A 17863-nucleotide genomic window follows, 5' to 3' on the forward strand; every position below is an offset into this window, starting at 1 on the left:
GGTCAGAACAGCGGGCGGGGCGTCGAAGCCCCGTCCTCTTCCTGTGCCAGTTCGGCCAGCCGCGCCGGATCAGGCACCGCCAGATAGCCGCCGGACCAGTGCGCGGCGCCCAGGATGCGCAGCCGGGCCAGCGTCTTGTTGGTATGAACCAGCGAAAGACCCAGCGCATCGGCCAGATCGCGCTGGCGCCAGGGCAGCGGCACGCCGCGCGGCCCCTGCATGCCCGTCGCAACCGCCCGTCGCCACAGTCGCAGCAAGGCCCAGGCCAGACGGCTGGTCGCGTCGCGCTGGCCGAGGGTCAGCAAGGCCTCTCCCAGAAAATGTTCTTCCGTCGCCGCCAGATAAGTCAGGTCGAAGGCGCGGGCGGGTTGATCGCGAAACACCCGCCACAACTCGTTCCGTTCAAAACGGCACAGGGTCATGTCGGTCGTAGCCTCGACCGAATGTTTCATCTCGCCCATAACTCCCGACTGCAAGCCAAGGAAATCCCCGGGAAAAACGAAATTCACCACCTGCCGTTCACCATCTGGCAGCGATTTGCTGCGCAGGCCCTGACCGCGCAGCACGGTGTAAAGCCACGGGCTCGATTGCCCCTCCCACAGCAAGACCTGTCCGGCGGCCACCTCCACCTCTGACGATTTGAAGGCCTGCATGAAGGCGACCTCCCCGGCATTCATCGGCTGGAACATCGGCTGGCAGCGCAGGGGGCAGTCGGCGCAGGCTGTGGGCATGGCGAATTCCTCTTCGGCTATGTCACAGTTTAATGCGAACCTGCGCAGACGGTTCCATGCTACCGGGGAATCGGGCGGGGAATCGGGTGACCGGAGATCCTGGCGCAGGGAGAATGGGATGCGACGGCTGTTTCTGGTGGTCGACCCGGTCCGGCTGGTGGCCGAGGATCTGGGCATGCTGATCGGCGAGGCTGACCGCATGGCGACGGTTCTGGTCGCGACCGAGATCGAGGCGGCGCTGGCCGAACTGGCCGATGCTGTGGATCTGGCGGCGGCTTTCCTGAACCTGCCTTTCGCCACGGCGCGCGACAGCGGTCTGCTGGAGCGTATAGCGGCGCTGGGTGGTCGATATGTCAGTCTGCGCGCCTCGGTCGAGGCGCTGCCGGGACAGCCGCCGCCCCTGGTGCTGGACCTGCCGTTCAGCGACGAGAGCGTGGCCGGAATGCTCCGACAGCTCCGCTGAAGCGGGGCTTCCGGTGCGGTACAGGCGGTTTTTCGCGCTTCTCGATCTCGTCCAGCACGCGACGCAGGTCTTCGACCCCGATATTGGCCGACAGGCGCAGGTCTCCCAGAATCCGCTCCAGCACCTCTGGCGAGGGGCGGTCGGCGCGGCGCGGCGCGGCGGTGGCGTCATGGGGCAGGCGGAAAGGATAGACCCGGCCGGTCAGCCGGTTTACCGCGATGGCTGCAATCACCAGAATGGTGCTGTCCAGCATCACCGGCGTCAGCGCGAACTGGTAGCCCAGCTTCATCGTCGCCGGGGCTGACAGTACGGCGGCCATGGCAACGGCAGCGCCGGGCGGATGCATGGCACGCAGCAGCATCATCGCCAGCGTCGCCCCGCCCACTGCCAGCGCAATGGTCAGCGGGACGGGCAGGCCGAATTGCAACACGGTCACCGCCACCGCAGCACTCGCGCCATTGCCGATCACCACCGACCAGGGCTGTGTCAGCGGGCTGTTGGGAACCGAGATCAACAGGAAGGTGGTGGCCGCCAGCGGGGCGATCAGCGAGAACCGCGCATCATTGGCGCCAAGCAGCATCTGCATCAGCGCGGCCAGACCCAGCGTCAGCCCGATTGCCCCTGCCGCGCGCAGCATTTCGCTGCCGCGGGGCAACACCATGGCGGGCAGCAGATGTTCTGCCGCGGCAGTCAGCCATTTCTGCCGGTCGCTCACGGCTTCAGCCACCCGTATGGCTCATGTGGCGGGTCATCTGTCCGGCGATGGCCTGGCGCGAATAATCGAAGTCATGGCCCTTCGGCTTGCGGGCAATGGCGGCACGGATCGCCTGTTCCAGCCCGGCGTCATCCGGGCTGGCGCGCAGCGGCGCGCGCAGGTCGGCCATGTCCTCCTGCCCGAGGCACATGTAAAGCTCACCCGTGCAGGTCAGCCGCACCCGGTTGCAGCTTTCGCAGAAATTATGGGTCAAGGGCGTGATGAATCCGATCTTCTGCCCCGTCTCCTCCAGCCGCACATAGCGCGCCGGGCCGCCGGTGCGTTCCGCCAGATCGGTCAGGGTAAAGCGTTCGGCCAGCCGGGCCCGCAGGTCGGTCAGCGCCCAGTATTGCGACAGCCGGTCCTCGCCGCCCAGATCGCCCATCGGCATGACCTCGATGAAGGTCAGGTCATGGCCCTCCCGCGCGCACCAGTCGACCAGCGGGAACAGCTCGTCCTCGTTGAAGCCCTTCAGCGCCACGGCATTGATTTTCACGCGCAGCCCGGCCGCCTTCGCTGCCTCGATCCCGTCCAGCACCTGCGGCAGGCGCCCCCAGCGGGTGATTTCCGCGAATTTCGCGGGATCGAGCGTATCCAGAGACACGTTGATCCGACGGATCCCGCAATCGACCAGTTCCTGTGCGAAACGGGCAAGCTGGCTGCCGTTGGTTGTCAGCGTCAGTTCCTTCAGCGCACCGCTGTCCAGATGGCGCGACATGGCGCGGAAGAAGGTCATGATGCCCTTGCGCACCAGCGGCTCGCCCCCGGTGATGCGCAGCTTTTCCACGCCCATGTGCACGAAAGCGGTGCAAAGCCGGTCAAGTTCCTCCAGCGTCAGCAACTCTGCCTTCGGCAGGAACGTCATGTGTTCAGCCATGCAATAGGTGCAGCGGAAATCGCAGCGGTCCGTCACCGAAACCCTCAGGTATCGGATGGCACGGGCGAAAGGGTCGATCAGGGGCGCGTTCATGCCTGAAAGGTAGGCATTCGCCGAACGGCCAGCAAGCGCGAATCCGACAGTTGAAGCGCCGTTCCCCCCCGACTATCGTTGCACTCTGCCCGATGCGGGCGCGTGAGAAGGAGGTGCGGAATGCTGCGTGGTCTGACGATTCTGGGGGGGTGCCTGCTACTGGCGGGCTGCGCAGACTTGAAGATGCCTCAGTTCGGCAAGCGCCCCTCTGCACCGCAAAGCGCAATTTCCGAGCCGCTGCCGCTGCCCACGCCCGAGCTTTCGGCGCCGCCGCCGAAACCCGGCGCCCGCACGGCCGAGACGCTGGACACGACCACCGACGAACAGCGCAAGGCCGCCACGGCGGCGACGGTTCCGGCCGGAGGCTCGCTGGGCAAGGTGGTGGTGACGCTGGGCGATCCGACCACGCCGGGATTCTGGCTGCGGTCGTCGCTGGTGTCGGCGCCGGTGCCGGGGGTGATCCGGACGGCCGGTGGCGTGACCGTGCAGGTTGACCTGATGCCGGGCGAGGGCGCTGCGCAACTGTCGCTGGCAGCCTTCCGCGCGGCGGGCCTGTCGCTGACCGATCTGCCCACCGTCGAGGTTCTTAAACGGTAAGGCCGCGCAAGCCTCAGTTTCCGTTCAGGATTTTGTCGAGGATGCGCCCGGTTTCCGCCTCCAGCGCCTCTTGCGCGCGGCGTTTGGCGGCGGTTTCAAGGCTTTCGCCCTCCTGTGGGGTGACACCTAGCTTGTCTTTCGCCAGTTCCTCCAGCCGGGCCTTGGCGCGTTCTTCCGCGCGGGCCTTTTCGGCATCCAGCCGCTTTTGGGTCAGCCATTCCAGATCCAGCCGGATCTTGGGCGATGCCCATGGCCCCTTGATCAGCACCGGAATTTCTACGCCGTCGTCTCCGCCCAGACGCGGCAGCAGCCGGTAGTCGAGACTGCGCGCGCCAAGGTCGATCTGCCCGGCGCCGCCTGCGGTGAACAGGTTGGCGGCGATGTTCAGGTCGTCCGAAACCGCGATGCCATTGGTGATTTTCGCGGTCATTCCGGCGGTGTCGAAGATCGTCCGCTTGCCTTCACCGACATAGCCGGGGTCCATGGTGCGCAGCATCCCCACGATGTCGAGACCAAGGATTTCGCCCTTGCCCATCTTGACGGCAATGTCGCCGGACAGGCTGCGGAGGATCGCATCGACCGACGCGCCGGAGCCGAGGAAGCTCAGCTTCACATTTCCGCGACCAAGCAGCCGGTCGGTTCCGGTCAGGTCTTGCAGCAGGGGTTGCAGGTTGAGCTCCTTCAGCGAAAGGTCACCCCCGACTGACAGGCCCTGACGCCCGTTCAGCACGAATTGCCCGGTGATCCAGCCGCCATAGGCTGCGGCTTCGGTCAGTTTCACCACGGCACGCGCGCGGTCCAGCGTGACGCCCGCCTGGGTCTGGCCCAGCTTCAGCGGACCGGCTGCAATGGCCCCGGCGGACAGAGTGATTTCGGCATCCAGCGCCGACAGGCCCGAGACGTCAATGGGGGTGGTGGACCAGCCCGCATCGCCCGTGTTCTTGCCGTCCCCTTGCGTCGTGCTGCCGGGCAGGGTCAGCCGTTCGGTCGTGAAGCGACCCTGAAGGCGCGGGCGGTCTGTGCCGGGCAACAGGTCGGCCTCGCCCGTGATCACGGTATCGTCCAGCGCGATTTCGGCCTTGCGCAGATGCAGCGCGCCCTTGGCCGTGCGCGTCAGATCGGCGCTCAGCCCGATGGCGCGCGCACCCAGGCCTTCGGGCAGATCGGGCAGGGGGCGGCCCAGCACCGCCTCCAGTGCCGGGCGGTCGCCCAGATCGGCGGTCAGATGGCCTTCGGCCTCGGCCCGCGCGAGACTTGCCTTGCCCTTGAAGCCGAAAGCCGCCTTGCCCGCGCCTGCCTGAAGCTCGATCGCGCCCAGTTCTCCGGCCAGCAGCGGCCCCAGCGCCTCGACCGAGGCATTGAGTGTGACCGGCTGCCCGCGCACCAGCCCGCGCAGGTCGATCCGGGCCGGGCCATCGAACTCGGGTATGGCGGCGTCGATATTGACGTCGGTCATCTCGATCTCGGTGCCGCTCTGACGGTCGATGAAGCGCAGGCGGCCATCGCGGATCGTGCCCCGCCCGAGCGTCATGCCCGCGCCGGAGGATGCGCCGCTTGCGGGGCCCGACCCGCCGCTGCCCCCCATGGCCCAGGTGGTGCGCCCGTCCTTGCGCCGCTCCAGCAGCAGTTCGGGCTTGTCGATCTCCACCTCCGTCATGCGGATCTGGCCATCGAACAAAGGCCCGAGTTCCAGCCCGATGGCAATGCGGTCGGCATGCAGCAGGTCCGGTCCGGCTGCCCAGTCAGGATTGGCGATGCGCACCGGCCCGGCGGTGACCCCCAGCACAGGCCAGATCGTCGGGCGGATCTGGTTGCCGATCTCGATGACGCGGCCGGTGGTGCGGGCAAATTCCGTTTCCGCCAGCCGGGCGATCCTGTCCTTCGGCATTAGGAACACCATCAGCGCCAACAGCAGCACCAGAACCAGCAATGACGAGACGATCCGCATCAACCAGCGCATCCGGCCCTCCTTCCACTCTTGCCCGCAGCCTAACCGCAGCCGTTGCGGGCAACAATCCCGTGTGGCGCCGGTCGGCGGTGGGCTGCGCGTGGCCCCTTTGCGGCGGCCTGCTTCACCGCTATATGGGGCCAATGTCGCAGAACCCGCCGAACCTCCGCCCCGATCTCGCCCGTGCCATGATCCCCGACGTGGCACGCCCCGGCCAGCCGACCATCGGCATGGTCTCGCTTGGCTGCCCCAAGGCGCTGGTGGACAGTGAACGCATCCTGACGCGCCTGCGCGCCGAGGGTTATGCGATCAGCCCGGATTACAAGGGCGCCGATGCGGTGATTGTGAACACCTGCGGTTTTCTGGACAGTGCCAAGGCGGAAAGCCTTGATGCCATCGGCGAAGCTCTGCGTGAAAACGGCAAGGTGCTGGTCACCGGCTGTCTGGGGGCCGAGCCGGATTACATCACCGGCGCGCATCCCAAGGTTTTGGCCGTCACCGGCCCGCATCAGTATGAGGCCGTGCTGGATGCCGTGCACAAGGCCGTGCCGCCGCAGCCCGACCCCTTCGTCGATCTGCTGCCCGCCAGCGGGGTGAAGCTGACGCCGCGCCATTACAGCTATCTGAAGATCTCGGAAGGCTGCAATCACAAGTGCAGGTTCTGCATCATCCCCGACATGCGCGGCCGTCTGGTCAGCCGCCCGGCTCATGCCGTCCTGCGCGAGGCGGAAAAGCTGGTCGAGGCCGGGGTGAAGGAACTGCTGGTCATCTCGCAGGATACCTCGGCCTATGGGGTCGACCGCAAGCATGACCTCTCGCCCTGGAAGGGCGGCGAGGTGCGGGCGCATATCACCGATCTGGCGCGCGAGATGGGCAAGCTGGGCGCCTGGGTGCGGCTGCATTACGTCTATCCCTATCCGCATGTGCGCGACCTGATCCCGCTGATGGCCGAGGGGCTGGTGCTGCCCTATCTGGACATCCCGTTCCAGCATGCGCATCCCGAGACGCTGAAACGCATGGCCCGCCCTGCGGCGGCGGCAAAGACGCTGGACGAGATTGCCGCCTGGCGCGCCGCCTGCCCGGACATCACGCTGCGCTCGACCTTCATCGTGGGCTATCCCGGTGAAACGGAAGCGGAATTCCAGACCCTGCTGGACTGGCTCGATGAAGCGCAACTGGATCGCGTTGGCTGCTTCCAGTATGAGAACGTCGCCGGGGCGCGCTCGAACGATCTGCCCGACCATGTGCCGGCCGAGGTGAAACAGGACCGCTGGGAACGCTTCATGGAAAAGGCTCAGGCGATTTCCGAAGCCAAGCTCGCCGCCAAGGTGGGGCAGGTGATGCAGGTTCTGGTGGATGAGGTGGACGAAGAAGGCGCCACCTGCCGCACCATGGCCGACGCGCCCGAAATCGACGGCAACCTGTTCATCGACGCGGATTTCGAAACCCTGTCGCCCGGCGACATGGTGACGGTCGAGGTCGAGGAAGCCAGCGAATATGATCTGTGGGGGCGGGTGGTCTGAGGCGGTCGACAGCGACAGGCCGTGCCCCTAGACTGACGGCATGAGCGTTTTCACCGATCCCGATACCGTTGCACGTTATACCGAAGGGCCTGCGCGCCTCGTTCCCGGTCTGCGCGACCTGCATCGCATGACGGCGCTGCTGCTGGCGGAACATGCGGGCGAGGGGGCGGGCATTCTTGTGCTGGGCGCGGGCGGCGGGCAGGAGCTGGATCTGTTCGCGCGCTACCGGGCTGACTGGCGGTTCGTCGGCGTCGATCCCTCGGCAGAAATGCTGGCACTGGCGCGTGAGGTCACGCGGGATCACGCCGCGCGCATCGACTGGCACGAAGGTTATATCGACGATGCACCGACGGGGCCGTTCGAAGGCGCCACCTGTCTGCTGACTCTGCATTTTCTGCCCCGCGAAGAACGTCTGCACACGCTGACCGAATTGCGCCGCAGGCTGAAACCCGGCGCGCCTCTGATCGTGGCGCATCACAGTGTGCCCGAGGCCGGACGGGCGCTATGGTTGCGGCGCTATGCCGATTTCGCGGCAAGCAATGGTGTTCCGCCGGAAAGCGCCCGAACGGCGGCTGCGGCGATTGCAGAGCGTCTGCCGCTTCTTTCCCCGACCGAAGATGAGGCCCTGTTGCAAGAGGCAGGATTTACCGATGTCGGCCTGTTCTACGCGGGCTTCACCTTTCGGGGCTGGGCCGCCACGACCTGACCCTCACCGCCGCGGCACGCTGAACATCGTGTATCCTGCCGCGTCGGTCAGGCGGCGGGCGGCGGTTTCGGTGATGAAGACGCCCATGTTCTCCATCCCCGCCGGGCAGGCCACCAGATCGGCGGCATCGTCGAGGAACTGGTTGGTAAAGGCATCCTCACCCACCCGGCGGCAGGGATCGGCCGGGTCGCGGTAGCCACCCATTAGCGGCAGGCTGGTTGGGCCGGGCGGGGCAGGCTGCACACAGGCCGCCAGCGGCAGCAGGGCGACAAGCAAGGATAGGGCACGCATGGGAACCTCCGTCTTTCCCGCAGGATGCCACACCCTGCCGGTCCCGTCAGGTCGGAAATGCCCGCTTGGCGGTTCGGGGCGCGCGCGCTAGCATTCCCGCAGCCAACCGCCAGCGGAGAGCCTGATGACCGACAGCCCGGAATGCCCGCAGAAAGCCCCTTACAGGGTCGAACTGACCGAAGGGAAAACCTATTTCTGGTGCGCCTGCGGGCGGTCGCAGAAACAGCCCTTCTGCGATGGCAGCCACAAGGAAACCGGCTTTACCCCGGTGAAATTCACCGCCGAGGCGACAAAGCCCGCCTTTCTGTGCGGCTGCAAGCATTCGGCCAAGGCGCCGTTCTGCGACGGCACGCACAAGACGCTCTGATCCGCTTACCCCAGCAGGATCATCAGCCAGGCCAGACCGCCCGCGATGGCGGTCACCGCGACAGCGGCCGAGGCGGCATCCTTGGCGCGTTTGGCGCGGGGGTCATGGTCGGTGGAGATATAATCTACCACCTCCTCCACCGCCGTGTTCATCAGCTCTGCCGCCAGCAGCAATACGCCAAGCGCAAGGATCAGGGCCCGTTCGCCCGGCGTCAGGTCCAGCGTGAAAGCCAGCGCGGCCGAGGCGATGTTGACGGCAAACCACTGCCGCAGCGATTTCTCGTTGCGCCATGAGGCGGCCCAGCCCTCCCATGACCAGGTTGCGGTATTCCTGAGCCGGGCGAGTTCCGCCAGCAGCCGTCCGATCATGCCTGTTCCCCGACTGACGTAAGGTCGAATGCCGCCGCATATCGCGAAAACGCCCGGCCTGTCCACGGCGCAGCCCTCAATCTTGGGGTGGAGACGCGGTTTCCCCGGCCAGAAAGGCACGCACACAGGTGACGACATGCGCGAAACGGTCGCCGCCAAGGTGGACACCGCCATACCAGCGGGTGACGACAACAATGGTGTCCTTCAGTTCGGCCCGTTCCAGCATGCGCAGGATCACGGCCCCCGCGCCACTTTCGCCGTCGTCATTCTTCACCGCACCGCCGTCCGACAGGATGCAGGCCCAGGAATTATGTGTGGCCTTGGCGTATTTCTTCACCCGCTTCAGATCGGCAACGAACGCGTCACAGCCCTTGCGGCCCGTGACCCTGCCGCCCGAGACGGCATATTTCGACCCCCGGTCCGAAACCACATTTTCAACCTGACGCATCCCGCCTCCGCTTTGGGGCAGGTTAGCGGCGGGCGCCGGAAAGGGCCAGCACTCAGGGCGCCAGAGATTCGATGGCCGCCTTGTTCCGGCAGTAGCCGGGCAGGGCGGCGGCATGTCCCGGATCGGCCAGCCAGCCGGTGCAATCGGCCGAACAGCCGCAGCCCTGACAGCGCGTGACGATCTGCGCCAGTTCGCTGCGTTTCAGCCAGCCCTCCGTCACCGCGCGCGGCAGGTCCACGCCCACCGCGCGTGCCATGCCATGTGTCAGCCACCAGGCGCGCGGCGCCTCGACATATCCAAGCATTGCCCGTCTCCCTGCAATTCTGAGGGAAGGGTCGCGCGGGGCCGCCGGACGCGCCTTGATGCAGGTCAAGGCGCGGGGGGAAGAGGTCAGATTCCTGGCGGGCGACGGTTGTCCGACAGCGCCCCGATCCGGCCCGCCACGTCGCGCAGACGCGCGAGTTCATCGGGCAGCATCTGCGGCTCGGCCCGTGTCAGCGCCGCGCGGGCCTGTTCCGAGGCGGCCCGGCCAAACAGGGCGGCGTCGATCTCGCACAGCGCCAGCAGCGCCTTTTGCAGCCGGATCTGCACGGCGAAGATGCCCGCGCCGTCGCGCGCGATGGGCGGAAAAACATCCTCCATCATCTCGGCCACAGTCAGCGGCGGCACCCAAAGCCGGTTGTAGCGCACTTCGGGGCTGCGGGTTTCGGTACAGATCGCCAGCAGCCGGACCGCGCGTCCCAGAATGTCGATGGCCGATCCGGGGTCATTGACGGCGGGTGACAATGCGCGTTCGGCGATTTCGGTCAGCACCGACAGGCCGAAGCGCGGGTCCTGGTCGAAAGAGCGCGTGGCACCGATGTCAAAGGCATCGAGGCAGGTGGCGCCCTCAGCCTCGCTTGCCGGGGCGCCGACCCACAACAGCGGCGCGCCGGGATGGACAAAGCTGCCGGGCAGGGCCGCAACCCAGATGGCGCATCCCGCAGCCTCGGCTACCGCCTGCAACGCGGCGAGGTCGACATGGCGGACATAGCCGATCCGGTCGGCCATCACGGCGCGGGCATCGAAAGGCGCGGGGCCGGTCATCGGATGCGCGCCCAGCCACGGCTCGTCCGTGCGGGCGCGCAGCGCCTCGGCCACGGCCTGTTCCACGCGGTCATGGGTATCATCCCGGCGGCCATAGGCCGTCAGATGCGCAATCCAGCGCAGCATGCCAATGACGATCAGCGCCACCAGCGCCAGCGTGACGACGAACAGCACGAACTTGCCGTTCGGCCCGTAGGCGCCTGCCTTCAGCCCGATGACCGAGACCAGCGAGAAGATGAAGCTGCCCAGAAAGGTCGACAGAACCTTTTGTGTGGTCCGGTCATGTTGCAGCAGGTTGGTGGCGCGCGGGGTGATATTGGTGGCAGCGGCGTTGAAGGCGCCCAGCATGGTGCCGAAGGCGAAGGTGGTGACCGTCAGCATGGACGAGGCGATGATGGTCAGCACCGCCTCCACCGCGTCGGTGCCGATACTGTAGTCGATCCCTTCGGGCAGCATCGGCCCGATCCACGAGGCCGCGCCCGCCGTGGCCAGCGCCGCCAGCGCATAGACCACCGAAGTCACCCACAGCTTGCGGCTGAGCTGCCGCCAGATCCACCGCGCCTTGCTGATCACGCCTGCCTCCCGTTTTCGGGCAGGCTGCGGCCTTGTGCGCGGCAGGTCAAGGGCTGCCGGTTCGCAGGCGTGCAAGGGGAAGGGTGCCCCCTGCGCCGATCTTGCTCCACCTTCTCAACCCGACCTTCTCAGTATGCGGCCTGCCGCTCCAGCCCGGCGACCACGGCGCCCACCTGTTGCAGGCGCTGCGCGTTGGGCGGGTGCGAGCCGAGGAACTGGTCGCCCGGATCGGGCAGGCGGCTGAAGAAGCCCGCGCCGCGCACCGGATCGTAACCGGCATACCAGGCGATACGGGCCCCCAGCGCATCGGCCTCCAGCTCGTATTCCTTGGAATAGCGTCGCGCGCCGATGCTGGCACCAAAGCTTTGCCATTGCTTCATCGTCGCGGCATCGGCGCCGGTGGCCTGCCCGAGCATGGTGCCCAGAACCGCGCCCGCTTCGGCGCCCTGCTGCTTGCGCCCGATATGGCCGAGGATATGGTGCGAGGCCTCATGCCCCAGAACAAAGGCGATCTCGTCTTCATTGCGGGCATCGGCGATCAGCGCGAGCGTGAAGCCGACCACGGGGCGGCCCTGTTCGTCGATGGTCTGGAAGGCGTTGGGCGGCAGGTTGCGGCGGCGGTCCACCACGATCTGAAGATCGCAGTTCTGGCCGGGCCCGGCCTGCTGGCGGCAGAAGCGTTCGGCCACCGGCTCCACCCGTTCCACCACGGTCACGAAATTGCGCGCGGCATCCTGCGGCGAAAGGCGCCCGCCGTCCGCTCCTGCGGCGGCAGGCGCGGGGGGCGGTGCTGGGGCGGGCACAGGCTGGCCGGTGGTCACGCATCCCGCAAGGACAAGTGAGACAGACAGCAAAACCCCCAGCCGCAACAGCGCCATGAACCCCGCCCCGGAATATCCTGCCATCGTCGTCATTTTCTGCCCTGCCGTTTTCCCCAATCTAGCAAAACGCCCGGCGGCGGAAAGACCCCTCGGCCAGGGCTGGTGGCCTGTCACGGCAAAGTGTCACGGCCCTTTTTGCCGTTGCGCCGCGCGCCGGGCCTGCTAGCCTGAGGTCATGTTTACCATCGAGCACGAATTCGACGCGACCGTGATCACCCTCATTGACGAGGGGCATGAGGGGTTGCAGGAAGACATCACCATTTCGGCTTTCGACGACTGCATCACACTGGAACAGGTGCATCCCGTCACGCAGGAACCCATGGTCATCACGCTGTCCATGGTGCAGTTGCGCGACCTTGCCGCTGCGCTGGATCTGCCGGAAGGCAGCTACCGGATCGAGACCCGCAAGGCCTGAGCCTCACCCACGTTGAGCGTCCCGGCCTTTGGGGCGCGCGTCCCATCCGCTTCCTCATCCGCACCGCCCCTCCGGCAAAGCCCGGCCGCGCCCGGAGGCCCCATGTTGCGCGCTGCGGATGCCGCGTGTATCTAGCTTCGCAAGGTCTTGCCCTGTCACGGGCGTTGCGAGAAGGAAGATCGGATGCGTCGCGTTGTTGTCACGGGTCTTGGAATGGTCACGCCGCTGGCTTGCGGGGTGGAGGAGACCTGGAAACGGCTGCTGGACGGGCAATCGGGCGCGGGTCCGATCAAGCGCTTCGATGCCAGCAATGTGGTGACGAAATATGCCTGCGAAATTCCGCTGGGCGACGGCAGCAACGGCACGTTCAACCCCGATGACTGGATGGAGCCGAAAGAGCGTCGCAAGGTCGATGATTTCATCCTCTATGGCATGGCCGCCGCCGTTCAGGCGGTGAAAGATGCCGGATGGGAGCCTGAGGACGAGGAAAGCCGCCTGCGCACCGGCGTGATGATCGGTTCGGGCATCGGCGGGCTGTCGACGATTGCCGACACCGCGGTGCTGATCAAGGAAAAGGGGCCGAAGCGGGTTTCGCCCTTCTTCATCCCCGGTTCGCTGATCAACCTGATCTCGGGTCAGGTGTCCATTCGCTTCGGCTTCAAAGGGCCGAACCATGCGGTCGTGACCGCCTGTTCCACCGGCGCCCATGCCATTGGCGATGCGGCGCGGCTCATCATGTGGGGCGATGCCGATGTGATGGTGGCGGGCGGGGCGGAAAGCCCGATCTCGGAAATCGGGATCGCGGGCTTCAACGCCTGCAAGGCGCTGTCGACCAAGCGGGCCGAGGAGCCGGAGAAGGCCAGCCGCCCCTATGACGCAGACCGCGACGGTTTCGTGATGGGCGAGGGCGCGGGCGTCGTCGTGCTGGAGGAATACGAACACGCGAAGGCGCGCGGCGCGAAGATCTATGCCGAGGTGCTGGGCTACGGCCTGTCGGGCGACGCCTATCACATCACCGCGCCGTCGGAAGATGGCGATGGCGGTTTCCGCAGCATGAGCGCGGCGCTGGCCCGTGCCGGGATCTCGCCGAACCAGGTGGATTACATCAACGCGCATGGCACCTCGACCATGGCCGATACGATCGAACTGGGCGCTGTGGAGCGGCTGATGGGCGATGCGGCGGCGAAGGCCACGATGTCTTCGACCAAGTCGAGCATCGGGCATCTTCTTGGCGCGGCGGGCGCGGTCGAGGCGATCTTCTGCGTGCTGGCGATCCGCGATCAGGTGGCGCCGCCGACGATCAACCTCGACAATCCGGCGATCCAGCCGAAGCTTGATCTTGCGCCGAACAAGGCGGTGAAGCGCAAGATCGACGTGGCGCTGTCGAACAGCTTTGGCTTCGGTGGCACCAATGCGAGCCTCGTTCTGGGCAAGGTGCGCGGCTGATGTGGCGGTCTGTCGCCTCCAACGCGCTGACCCTGTTCATCGTGTTGCTGATTGCCGTCGCCGGGGTTCTGGCCTGGGGACGGCAGGAATTCAACGGCCCCGGCCCGCTGGCGCAGCCGATCTGCCTGAAGGTGGAGCGTGGCTCGTCGCTGAGCGAGGTGAGCCGCAATCTCGAAGCGCAGGGCGCGGTCAGTGACGCGCGGATCTTCCGCATCGGTGCAGATTATTCCGGCAAGGCCAAGGGCTTGAAATTCGGCTCCTATCTGGTGCCCGAAGGGGCGTCGATGGCACAGATCCTTGATCTGGTGACGGCAGGGGGCGCCTCGACCTGCGGGCGCGAGGTGAATTACCGTATCGGCGTCGCCAAGGCGGAAATCATTCTGCGCGAACTGGATGCCGGGACCAACCGCTATGTCGAGGTGGCCAAATTCGCCCCCGCGACCGATGCCGCGCCGCAGGAATATGTGGATGCGGTGGCGGCGGGCGATCTGCGCTGGCAGATCACGCTGGCGGAAGGCGTGACCAGCTGGCAGGTGGTCGACAGCCTGAAGCGCGCCGATTTCCTGGACGGCAATATCGAAGCCGTGCCGCCCGAGGGCACGCTTGCCCCCGATGCCTATGAGGTGGACAAGGGCGCCTCGCGCGCGGCGCTGCTGGTGCAGATGCAGGACAAGCAGACCCGGATCATGGATGATCTCTGGGCCTCGCGCGCGGGCGATCTGCCTTATGACACGAAGGAACAGGCCATGGTTATGGCCTCCATCGTGGAAAAGGAAACCGGCATCGCCGATGAACGCCCGCTGGTCGCCAGTGTCTTCGTGAACCGGCTGAACAAGGGGATGCGGCTGCAAACCGACCCGACGGTGATCTATGGCATCACCAAGGGTGAGGGGGTGCTGGGCCGGGGCCTGCGGCAAAGCGAGTTGCGTCGCGCCACGCCCTACAACACCTATGTCATCGAAGGGCTGCCGCCGACCCCCATCGCCAATCCGGGACGGCTGAGCATCGAGGCCGCGCTGAACCCGGCGCAAAGCGACTATCTGTTCTTCGTGGCGGATGGCAGCGGCGGTCACGCCTTTGCGGCCACGCTGGAGGAACATAACGCCAATGTGGCGCGCTGGCGCGCCATCGAGGCGGAGCGTGGTCAGGCGAATGAAGGCGGGGTGCAGGGCCAGTAAGGCCCTGCGCTATCCGATCTGCGGCAGGGTTTCGGCCAGCCGCGAAACGCCCGGCGACAGCGGCAGCAAGGCCGCCTGCACCGAGTGATAGATGTCGGGCTTGCCGTGGAACTGCGTCACCGTAGGCTGGCCTTCCGCGTCGATTTCCGGGAACCAGCCGCCCTGCGCATGGTCGATGAAATGCGCATCGGCGAACTGCCAGAGGCGGCGATACCATGCCTCGTCGTCTTCGGTGCCGCCCAGCTTGATCAGCGATGACAAGGCACCAATGGCTTCGGTCACTGGCCACCAGTAGCGGTCACGGATGGCAGGCGCGCCGCCGAACTGAAGCGTGTAGAAGATACCGCCCTTTTCTACATCCCAGCCGTCGGCCAGCGCCTGTTCGATCACCCGGCGCGCCGTTGCCGGGGCGCCGTTGTTGGGACGGTTCGCCAGATCCCAGTGTTGCAGCATCAGCCGGCCCAGTTCAAACGAATGGCCGGGGGTGGTGCCTGCGGGGCGGAACATCGGGTTGCCGGAATAGGCACGGTCGATCTGCCAGTTTTCAGTGTAATGTTCGGGCAGGCGCCAGCCTTCGGCAGGGGCGATGCGGTTCAGAAAGAAATCCAGAATCCGGCCCGCGCGGGTCAGATAGACCTCGCGCCCCGTCGCCTCGTAAGCTGCCAGCAGCGCCTCGACCCCGTGCATATTGGCATTCATGCCACGATAGGCAGAAAACGGCGCCCAGTCGCGGTTCCATTCGTCGGCAAACAGGCCCACGCCGTCTTCCCAGTAATGCCGGTCCAGCACGGCGGTCGCATCGTCGATCAGCCGGTCGGCATCGGGGTGGCCTGCAAGCCGGGCACTGGCCCCGGCCAGCAGAACGAAAACATGACCATAGGCGAGCTTGCGTGTGTCGCAGGGCGCGGCGCCGTCCAGCGACCAGAGATAGCCGCCATGATCCGCGTCGCGGTGATGCGACCAGAGGTAAGCCATGCCCGCGTCGATGATAGCCTCGCATCCCGCCACCCCGGCGCGATGGCCCAGAGCGTAGGAATGTACCAGCCGCGTCGTGGTATGCAGTTCCTGCACCTCACCCGGCAGCGGTGTGCCGTCATGGGCCAGAACGTGAAAGCCGCCGTCCTTGCGTGGGCTGGCACGAAAGAAAGCGAATTGCCGCCGCGCCTCGGCGGCCAGCCAGTCGCGATGTTGCGGATCGTCGATCCAGCGGGGGGCGGCGGGGCTGGCGAGCGGCGTGTCGGTCATGCGTTCCTCCATGCCGGTCCTCTCCGGCGCGCCATGTTTACGCTAACTGCGAGGTTACGCCAAGTCGGGCAGAGGGGTGGGCGGGTCCAGATCGTCGCCCGCCGTCACGCCGCTGATCAACTGATAGGACAGCAGGTCCGGCATGTCGCGCGGATCGTGGCGCAGGGGGCGGCAGGCGGCGCGCAGGCTGGCCAGACGCGCGGCACGGGGGCGGGCCAGTGCATCGGCCTCGGCCAGCGTCACCCGCTGAAAACGCAGCACCGCACCGGGGGCGGCCTGGGCTGCACGGGGCAGATCGGCGGGCAGGACGGTTCCGATCCGGGGATAGCCGCCGATGGTCTGGCATTCCGACAACAGGATATAGGGTCGCCCGTCGCCGGTCATCTGGATGTCGCCGGGCAGGATGAACTCGGAGGCGAGGCCGGTTTTCGGCAGATCGGCGGCAAAGGGCGGGCCGTCGCAATCCAGCCGGATGCCCTGCCGGTTGCCGGTGGGGGCGCGGTGGAAGGGCGTGGCGGCAAAGCGCGCGCGGGTTGCCTCGGGGAACAGGGCGGTCTGCGGCCCGTCGATCCAGCGCAGCAGGCCGCCGGTGAAGCGATCTTCGACCGGCAGAAACTGTGCCGGTTCGTCAGGCGCGGGGTCATCACCCAGCGGCAGCCGGTCGCCCGCCGCCAGTGTCGCGCCGATCCCCGCCACCAGATGCGCCGCACGGCTGCCCTGCCATTCGGGGCCCAGAATGCCGCCCGCCGGGGTGAGATAGCCATAAACCCCTGAGGTCGCCGCGCTGATGGTCAGACGCTGACCCGGCAGGATCAGATGGCTGGCGGACCAGCGCAGCGCGCTGCCGTCCAGATCGGCCCGCATCGGCGCACCCGTCAGCGCGATGCGGGTCGGTCGCGTCACCTCGAAACTGCCGCCCAGTGCGGGCATCTCCAGCGCGGCGACGGGCGCGCGCAGGCCCAGCAGGGCCGTGGCCTCCAGCAGCGCCAGCCGATCGGCGGCGCCCCCGCGCGACAGGCCCAGCCGGGCCAGACCGGGGCGACCCATGTCCTGCACGGTCAGCCCCGGCCCGGCGCGATGCAGGATCAGCGCGCCACTCATGCCTGCACCTGACAGCGTGCGCCGCCATCGGGATCGCCCGCGCGCAGCAGCGCCTCCAGTTCATCGCCGGAACAGGGGACCAGCCGCAATGCGTCGCCCGCGCGCAGGGGGGCCGGGTCACGAGTCTCGGGGCGGAAGGGGCGGAAGGCCGCGCGGCCGATCTGGCGCCAGCCGGTCGGCGAGGCATTGGCGAACAGCACGATCTGGCGCACCGCCACCGTCACCGCCCCCTGTGGCACCTGCGGCGCAAGGTCCGACAGGCGCGGCAGGTTCCAGGTCTCGGGCAGCAGGCCCAGATAGGGCTGTCCGGGGGCAAAGCCGATGGCCAGCACCCGTAACTCGGTTTCCGCGATCTGCCGCACCGCCGCTTCGGGGCTGACACCGGCAAGGGCGGCGGCTTCCTCCAGCATCGGGCCATGCACCCCGCCAAAGGCCACCGGCACCTGCCAACGGCGCGTGGCGGGTCGGGGAGTGGCCGCGTGCCAGTCGCGCGCCTCTGTCAACGTGGCCAGTCGGGCCGCCAGATCTGCGCGTGTCACTTTCGCTGGATCGAAGCGCAGCATGACCGAGGCGAGGCTTGGCAGGATTTCGGTCACGCCTGGCAGGTCAGCGTGGTCCAGCATGTCGTGCAGCACCTGAACGGCGGCGGTGGCCGATGGCGTGACGGACAGGCCAAAGCGCAGCAGCAATGCGGTACTGCCAAGGGGCAGAACTTCGGGCCCTCCGACGGGCGTCTTGTCACGCTGCGATCCGCTGTCCATCTGCCCCGCCT

Annotated in this window: 21 protein-coding genes; 8 read left to right on the forward strand and 13 right to left on the reverse strand. The window is 67.0% G+C overall.

Features of this window, described 5'->3' with window-relative positions; translation table 11 throughout:
- Positions 1-2 precede the first annotated feature (2 nt).
- Positions 3-731 carry a Crp/Fnr family transcriptional regulator gene (locus tag IE126_RS06070; RefSeq protein ID WP_054301646.1) on the reverse strand — a complete coding sequence of 243 codons (729 nt, stop codon included), beginning with the start codon at positions 729-731 and terminating at the stop codon, positions 3-5.
- A 118-nt stretch (positions 732-849) separates the two neighbouring features.
- Between IE126_RS06070 and IE126_RS06075 the strand changes: the two genes are divergently transcribed.
- Positions 850-1194 (forward strand): hypothetical protein, encoded by a 345-nt coding sequence (locus IE126_RS06075; protein ID WP_054301647.1) that lies wholly within the window; start codon positions 850-852, stop codon positions 1192-1194.
- Here the strand turns inward: IE126_RS06075 and IE126_RS06080 are convergent.
- Positions 1151-1921 (reverse strand): HPP family protein, encoded by a 771-nt coding sequence (locus tag IE126_RS06080; RefSeq protein ID WP_189380466.1) that lies wholly within the window; start codon positions 1919-1921, stop codon positions 1151-1153. The two genes, IE126_RS06075 and IE126_RS06080, sit on opposite strands and share 44 nt — an antisense overlap.
- The gene (moaA, locus tag IE126_RS06085) at positions 1914-2918 is read right to left on the reverse strand and encodes a GTP 3',8-cyclase MoaA (RefSeq protein WP_189380467.1); all 1005 of its coding nucleotides are present in this window, start codon (positions 2916-2918) and stop codon (positions 1914-1916) included. Before moaA ends, IE126_RS06080 begins: the two co-directional genes overlap by 8 nt.
- Positions 2919-3038: 120 nt before the next feature.
- Here moaA and IE126_RS06090 point away from each other — a divergent pair, with 120 nt between their 5' ends.
- Entirely contained in the window at positions 3039-3515 is a 477-nt protein-coding gene (locus tag IE126_RS06090; protein ID WP_054301650.1) for a hypothetical protein, read from the forward strand.
- Between the two features lie 13 nt (positions 3516-3528).
- Here the strand turns inward: IE126_RS06090 and IE126_RS06095 are convergent, their stop codons facing one another.
- A complete protein-coding gene (locus tag IE126_RS06095) occupies positions 3529-5475 on the reverse strand; it encodes an AsmA family protein (protein WP_189380468.1) in 1947 nt (648 codons plus the stop codon).
- Positions 5476-5606: 131 nt separating this feature from the next.
- On the opposite strand from IE126_RS06095, the gene rimO reads away from it, so the two are divergent.
- Together rimO and IE126_RS06105 are read left to right on the forward strand one after the other, a co-directional pair.
- Positions 5607-6986: a 30S ribosomal protein S12 methylthiotransferase RimO gene (rimO, locus tag IE126_RS06100; RefSeq protein ID WP_108127100.1), complete on the forward strand. Its 1380-nt coding sequence runs from the start codon at positions 5607-5609 to the stop codon at positions 6984-6986.
- Positions 6987-7026: 40 nt separating this feature from the next.
- Positions 7027-7692 carry a class I SAM-dependent methyltransferase gene (locus tag IE126_RS06105; protein WP_189380469.1) on the forward strand — a complete coding sequence of 222 codons (666 nt, stop codon included), beginning with the start codon at positions 7027-7029 and terminating at the stop codon, positions 7690-7692.
- Between the two features lie 3 nt (positions 7693-7695).
- Here IE126_RS06105 and IE126_RS06110 read toward each other — a convergent pair whose 3' ends face one another.
- A complete protein-coding gene (locus IE126_RS06110) occupies positions 7696-7983 on the reverse strand; it encodes a hypothetical protein (RefSeq protein WP_189380470.1) in 288 nt (95 codons plus the stop codon).
- Between the two features lie 124 nt (positions 7984-8107).
- Between IE126_RS06110 and IE126_RS06115 the strand changes: the two genes are divergently transcribed.
- Complete coding sequence (locus tag IE126_RS06115; RefSeq protein WP_119133048.1) at positions 8108-8350, forward strand: CDGSH iron-sulfur domain-containing protein; 243 nt, start codon at positions 8108-8110, stop codon at positions 8348-8350.
- Positions 8351-8355: 5 nt separating this feature from the next.
- Here IE126_RS06115 and IE126_RS06120 read toward each other — a convergent pair whose 3' ends face one another.
- From IE126_RS06120 to IE126_RS06140, 5 genes are all read right to left on the reverse strand, one after another.
- Entirely contained in the window at positions 8356-8718 is a 363-nt protein-coding gene (locus tag IE126_RS06120; RefSeq protein ID WP_054301656.1) for a diacylglycerol kinase, read from the reverse strand.
- A gap of 76 nt (positions 8719-8794) precedes the next feature.
- A complete protein-coding gene (locus tag IE126_RS06125) occupies positions 8795-9166 on the reverse strand; it encodes a YigZ family protein (RefSeq protein ID WP_189380471.1) in 372 nt (123 codons plus the stop codon).
- 52 nt (positions 9167-9218) lie between these two features.
- Positions 9219-9470, reverse strand: a complete 252-nt coding sequence (locus IE126_RS06130) for a DUF6455 family protein (protein WP_189380472.1) — start codon at positions 9468-9470, stop codon at positions 9219-9221.
- An 86-nt stretch (positions 9471-9556) separates the two neighbouring features.
- Positions 9557-10825 (reverse strand): DUF2254 domain-containing protein, encoded by a 1269-nt coding sequence (locus IE126_RS06135; RefSeq protein WP_199750631.1) that lies wholly within the window; start codon positions 10823-10825, stop codon positions 9557-9559.
- A gap of 128 nt (positions 10826-10953) precedes the next feature.
- Positions 10954-11697: a M48 family metallopeptidase gene (locus tag IE126_RS06140; protein ID WP_170120527.1), complete on the reverse strand. Its 744-nt coding sequence runs from the start codon at positions 11695-11697 to the stop codon at positions 10954-10956.
- Positions 11698-11881: 184 nt separating this feature from the next.
- Here IE126_RS06140 and IE126_RS06145 point away from each other — a divergent pair, with 184 nt between their 5' ends.
- From IE126_RS06145 to mltG, 3 genes are all read left to right on the forward strand, one after another.
- Positions 11882-12121 (forward strand): hypothetical protein, encoded by a 240-nt coding sequence (locus tag IE126_RS06145; RefSeq protein ID WP_054301661.1) that lies wholly within the window; start codon positions 11882-11884, stop codon positions 12119-12121.
- 183 nt (positions 12122-12304) lie between these two features.
- The gene (gene fabF, locus IE126_RS06150; protein WP_108127090.1) at positions 12305-13567 is read left to right on the forward strand and encodes a beta-ketoacyl-ACP synthase II; all 1263 of its coding nucleotides are present in this window, start codon (positions 12305-12307) and stop codon (positions 13565-13567) included.
- Positions 13567-14745, forward strand: coding sequence for an endolytic transglycosylase MltG (mltG, locus tag IE126_RS06155; protein ID WP_054301663.1), 1179 nt, complete (start codon positions 13567-13569; stop codon positions 14743-14745). Before fabF ends, mltG begins: the two co-directional genes overlap by 1 nt.
- Positions 14746-14754: 9 nt before the next feature.
- On the opposite strand, the gene IE126_RS06160 is transcribed toward mltG, so the two are convergent.
- The 3 genes from IE126_RS06160 to IE126_RS06170 are packed head-to-tail and all read right to left on the reverse strand — an operon-like array spanning position 14755 to position 17852.
- Positions 14755-15990 carry an AGE family epimerase/isomerase gene (locus tag IE126_RS06160; RefSeq protein ID WP_189380473.1) on the reverse strand — a complete coding sequence of 412 codons (1236 nt, stop codon included), beginning with the start codon at positions 15988-15990 and terminating at the stop codon, positions 14755-14757.
- A gap of 54 nt (positions 15991-16044) precedes the next feature.
- Positions 16045-17091, reverse strand: coding sequence for a 5-oxoprolinase subunit C family protein (locus tag IE126_RS06165; protein ID WP_189380474.1), 1047 nt, complete (start codon positions 17089-17091; stop codon positions 16045-16047).
- Positions 17088-17852 (reverse strand): 5-oxoprolinase subunit B family protein, encoded by a 765-nt coding sequence (locus IE126_RS06170; RefSeq protein ID WP_189380475.1) that lies wholly within the window; start codon positions 17850-17852, stop codon positions 17088-17090. The genes IE126_RS06165 and IE126_RS06170 overlap by 4 nt, the downstream gene beginning before the upstream one ends.
- Positions 17853-17863: the final 11 nt, after the last annotated feature.

It is taken from the genome of Gemmobacter nanjingensis, assembly GCF_014652195.1.
Taxonomy (GTDB): Bacteria; Pseudomonadota; Alphaproteobacteria; order Rhodobacterales; family Rhodobacteraceae; genus Gemmobacter; species Gemmobacter caeni.

What these genes read in the sequence shown, in the direction of transcription:
- IE126_RS06070 (WP_054301646.1), bottom strand. Translation starts at nt 731, where the DNA reads ATGCCCACAGCCTGCGCCGACTGCCCCCTGCGCTGCCAGCCGATGTTC.
- IE126_RS06075 (WP_054301647.1), top strand. Translation starts at nt 850, where the DNA reads ATGCGACGGCTGTTTCTGGTGGTCGACCCGGTCCGGCTGGTGGCCGAG.
- moaA (WP_189380467.1), bottom strand. Translation starts at nt 2,918, where the DNA reads ATGAACGCGCCCCTGATCGACCCTTTCGCCCGTGCCATCCGATACCTG.
- IE126_RS06090 (WP_054301650.1), top strand. Translation starts at nt 3,039, where the DNA reads ATGCTGCGTGGTCTGACGATTCTGGGGGGGTGCCTGCTACTGGCGGGC.
- IE126_RS06095 (WP_189380468.1), bottom strand. Translation starts at nt 5,475, where the DNA reads ATGCGCTGGTTGATGCGGATCGTCTCGTCATTGCTGGTTCTGGTGCTG.
- rimO (WP_108127100.1), top strand. Translation starts at nt 5,607, where the DNA reads ATGTCGCAGAACCCGCCGAACCTCCGCCCCGATCTCGCCCGTGCCATG.
- IE126_RS06105 (WP_189380469.1), top strand. Translation starts at nt 7,027, where the DNA reads ATGAGCGTTTTCACCGATCCCGATACCGTTGCACGTTATACCGAAGGG.
- IE126_RS06110 (WP_189380470.1), bottom strand. Translation starts at nt 7,983, where the DNA reads ATGCGTGCCCTATCCTTGCTTGTCGCCCTGCTGCCGCTGGCGGCCTGT.
- IE126_RS06115 (WP_119133048.1), top strand. Translation starts at nt 8,108, where the DNA reads ATGACCGACAGCCCGGAATGCCCGCAGAAAGCCCCTTACAGGGTCGAA.
- IE126_RS06120 (WP_054301656.1), bottom strand. Translation starts at nt 8,718, where the DNA reads ATGATCGGACGGCTGCTGGCGGAACTCGCCCGGCTCAGGAATACCGCA.
- IE126_RS06125 (WP_189380471.1), bottom strand. Translation starts at nt 9,166, where the DNA reads ATGCGTCAGGTTGAAAATGTGGTTTCGGACCGGGGGTCGAAATATGCC.
- IE126_RS06130 (WP_189380472.1), bottom strand. Translation starts at nt 9,470, where the DNA reads ATGCTTGGATATGTCGAGGCGCCGCGCGCCTGGTGGCTGACACATGGC.
- IE126_RS06145 (WP_054301661.1), top strand. Translation starts at nt 11,882, where the DNA reads ATGTTTACCATCGAGCACGAATTCGACGCGACCGTGATCACCCTCATT.
- fabF (WP_108127090.1), top strand. Translation starts at nt 12,305, where the DNA reads ATGCGTCGCGTTGTTGTCACGGGTCTTGGAATGGTCACGCCGCTGGCT.
- mltG (WP_054301663.1), top strand. Translation starts at nt 13,567, where the DNA reads ATGTGGCGGTCTGTCGCCTCCAACGCGCTGACCCTGTTCATCGTGTTG.
- IE126_RS06160 (WP_189380473.1), bottom strand. Translation starts at nt 15,990, where the DNA reads ATGACCGACACGCCGCTCGCCAGCCCCGCCGCCCCCCGCTGGATCGAC.
- IE126_RS06165 (WP_189380474.1), bottom strand. Translation starts at nt 17,091, where the DNA reads ATGAGTGGCGCGCTGATCCTGCATCGCGCCGGGCCGGGGCTGACCGTG.
- IE126_RS06170 (WP_189380475.1), bottom strand. Translation starts at nt 17,852, where the DNA reads ATGGACAGCGGATCGCAGCGTGACAAGACGCCCGTCGGAGGGCCCGAA.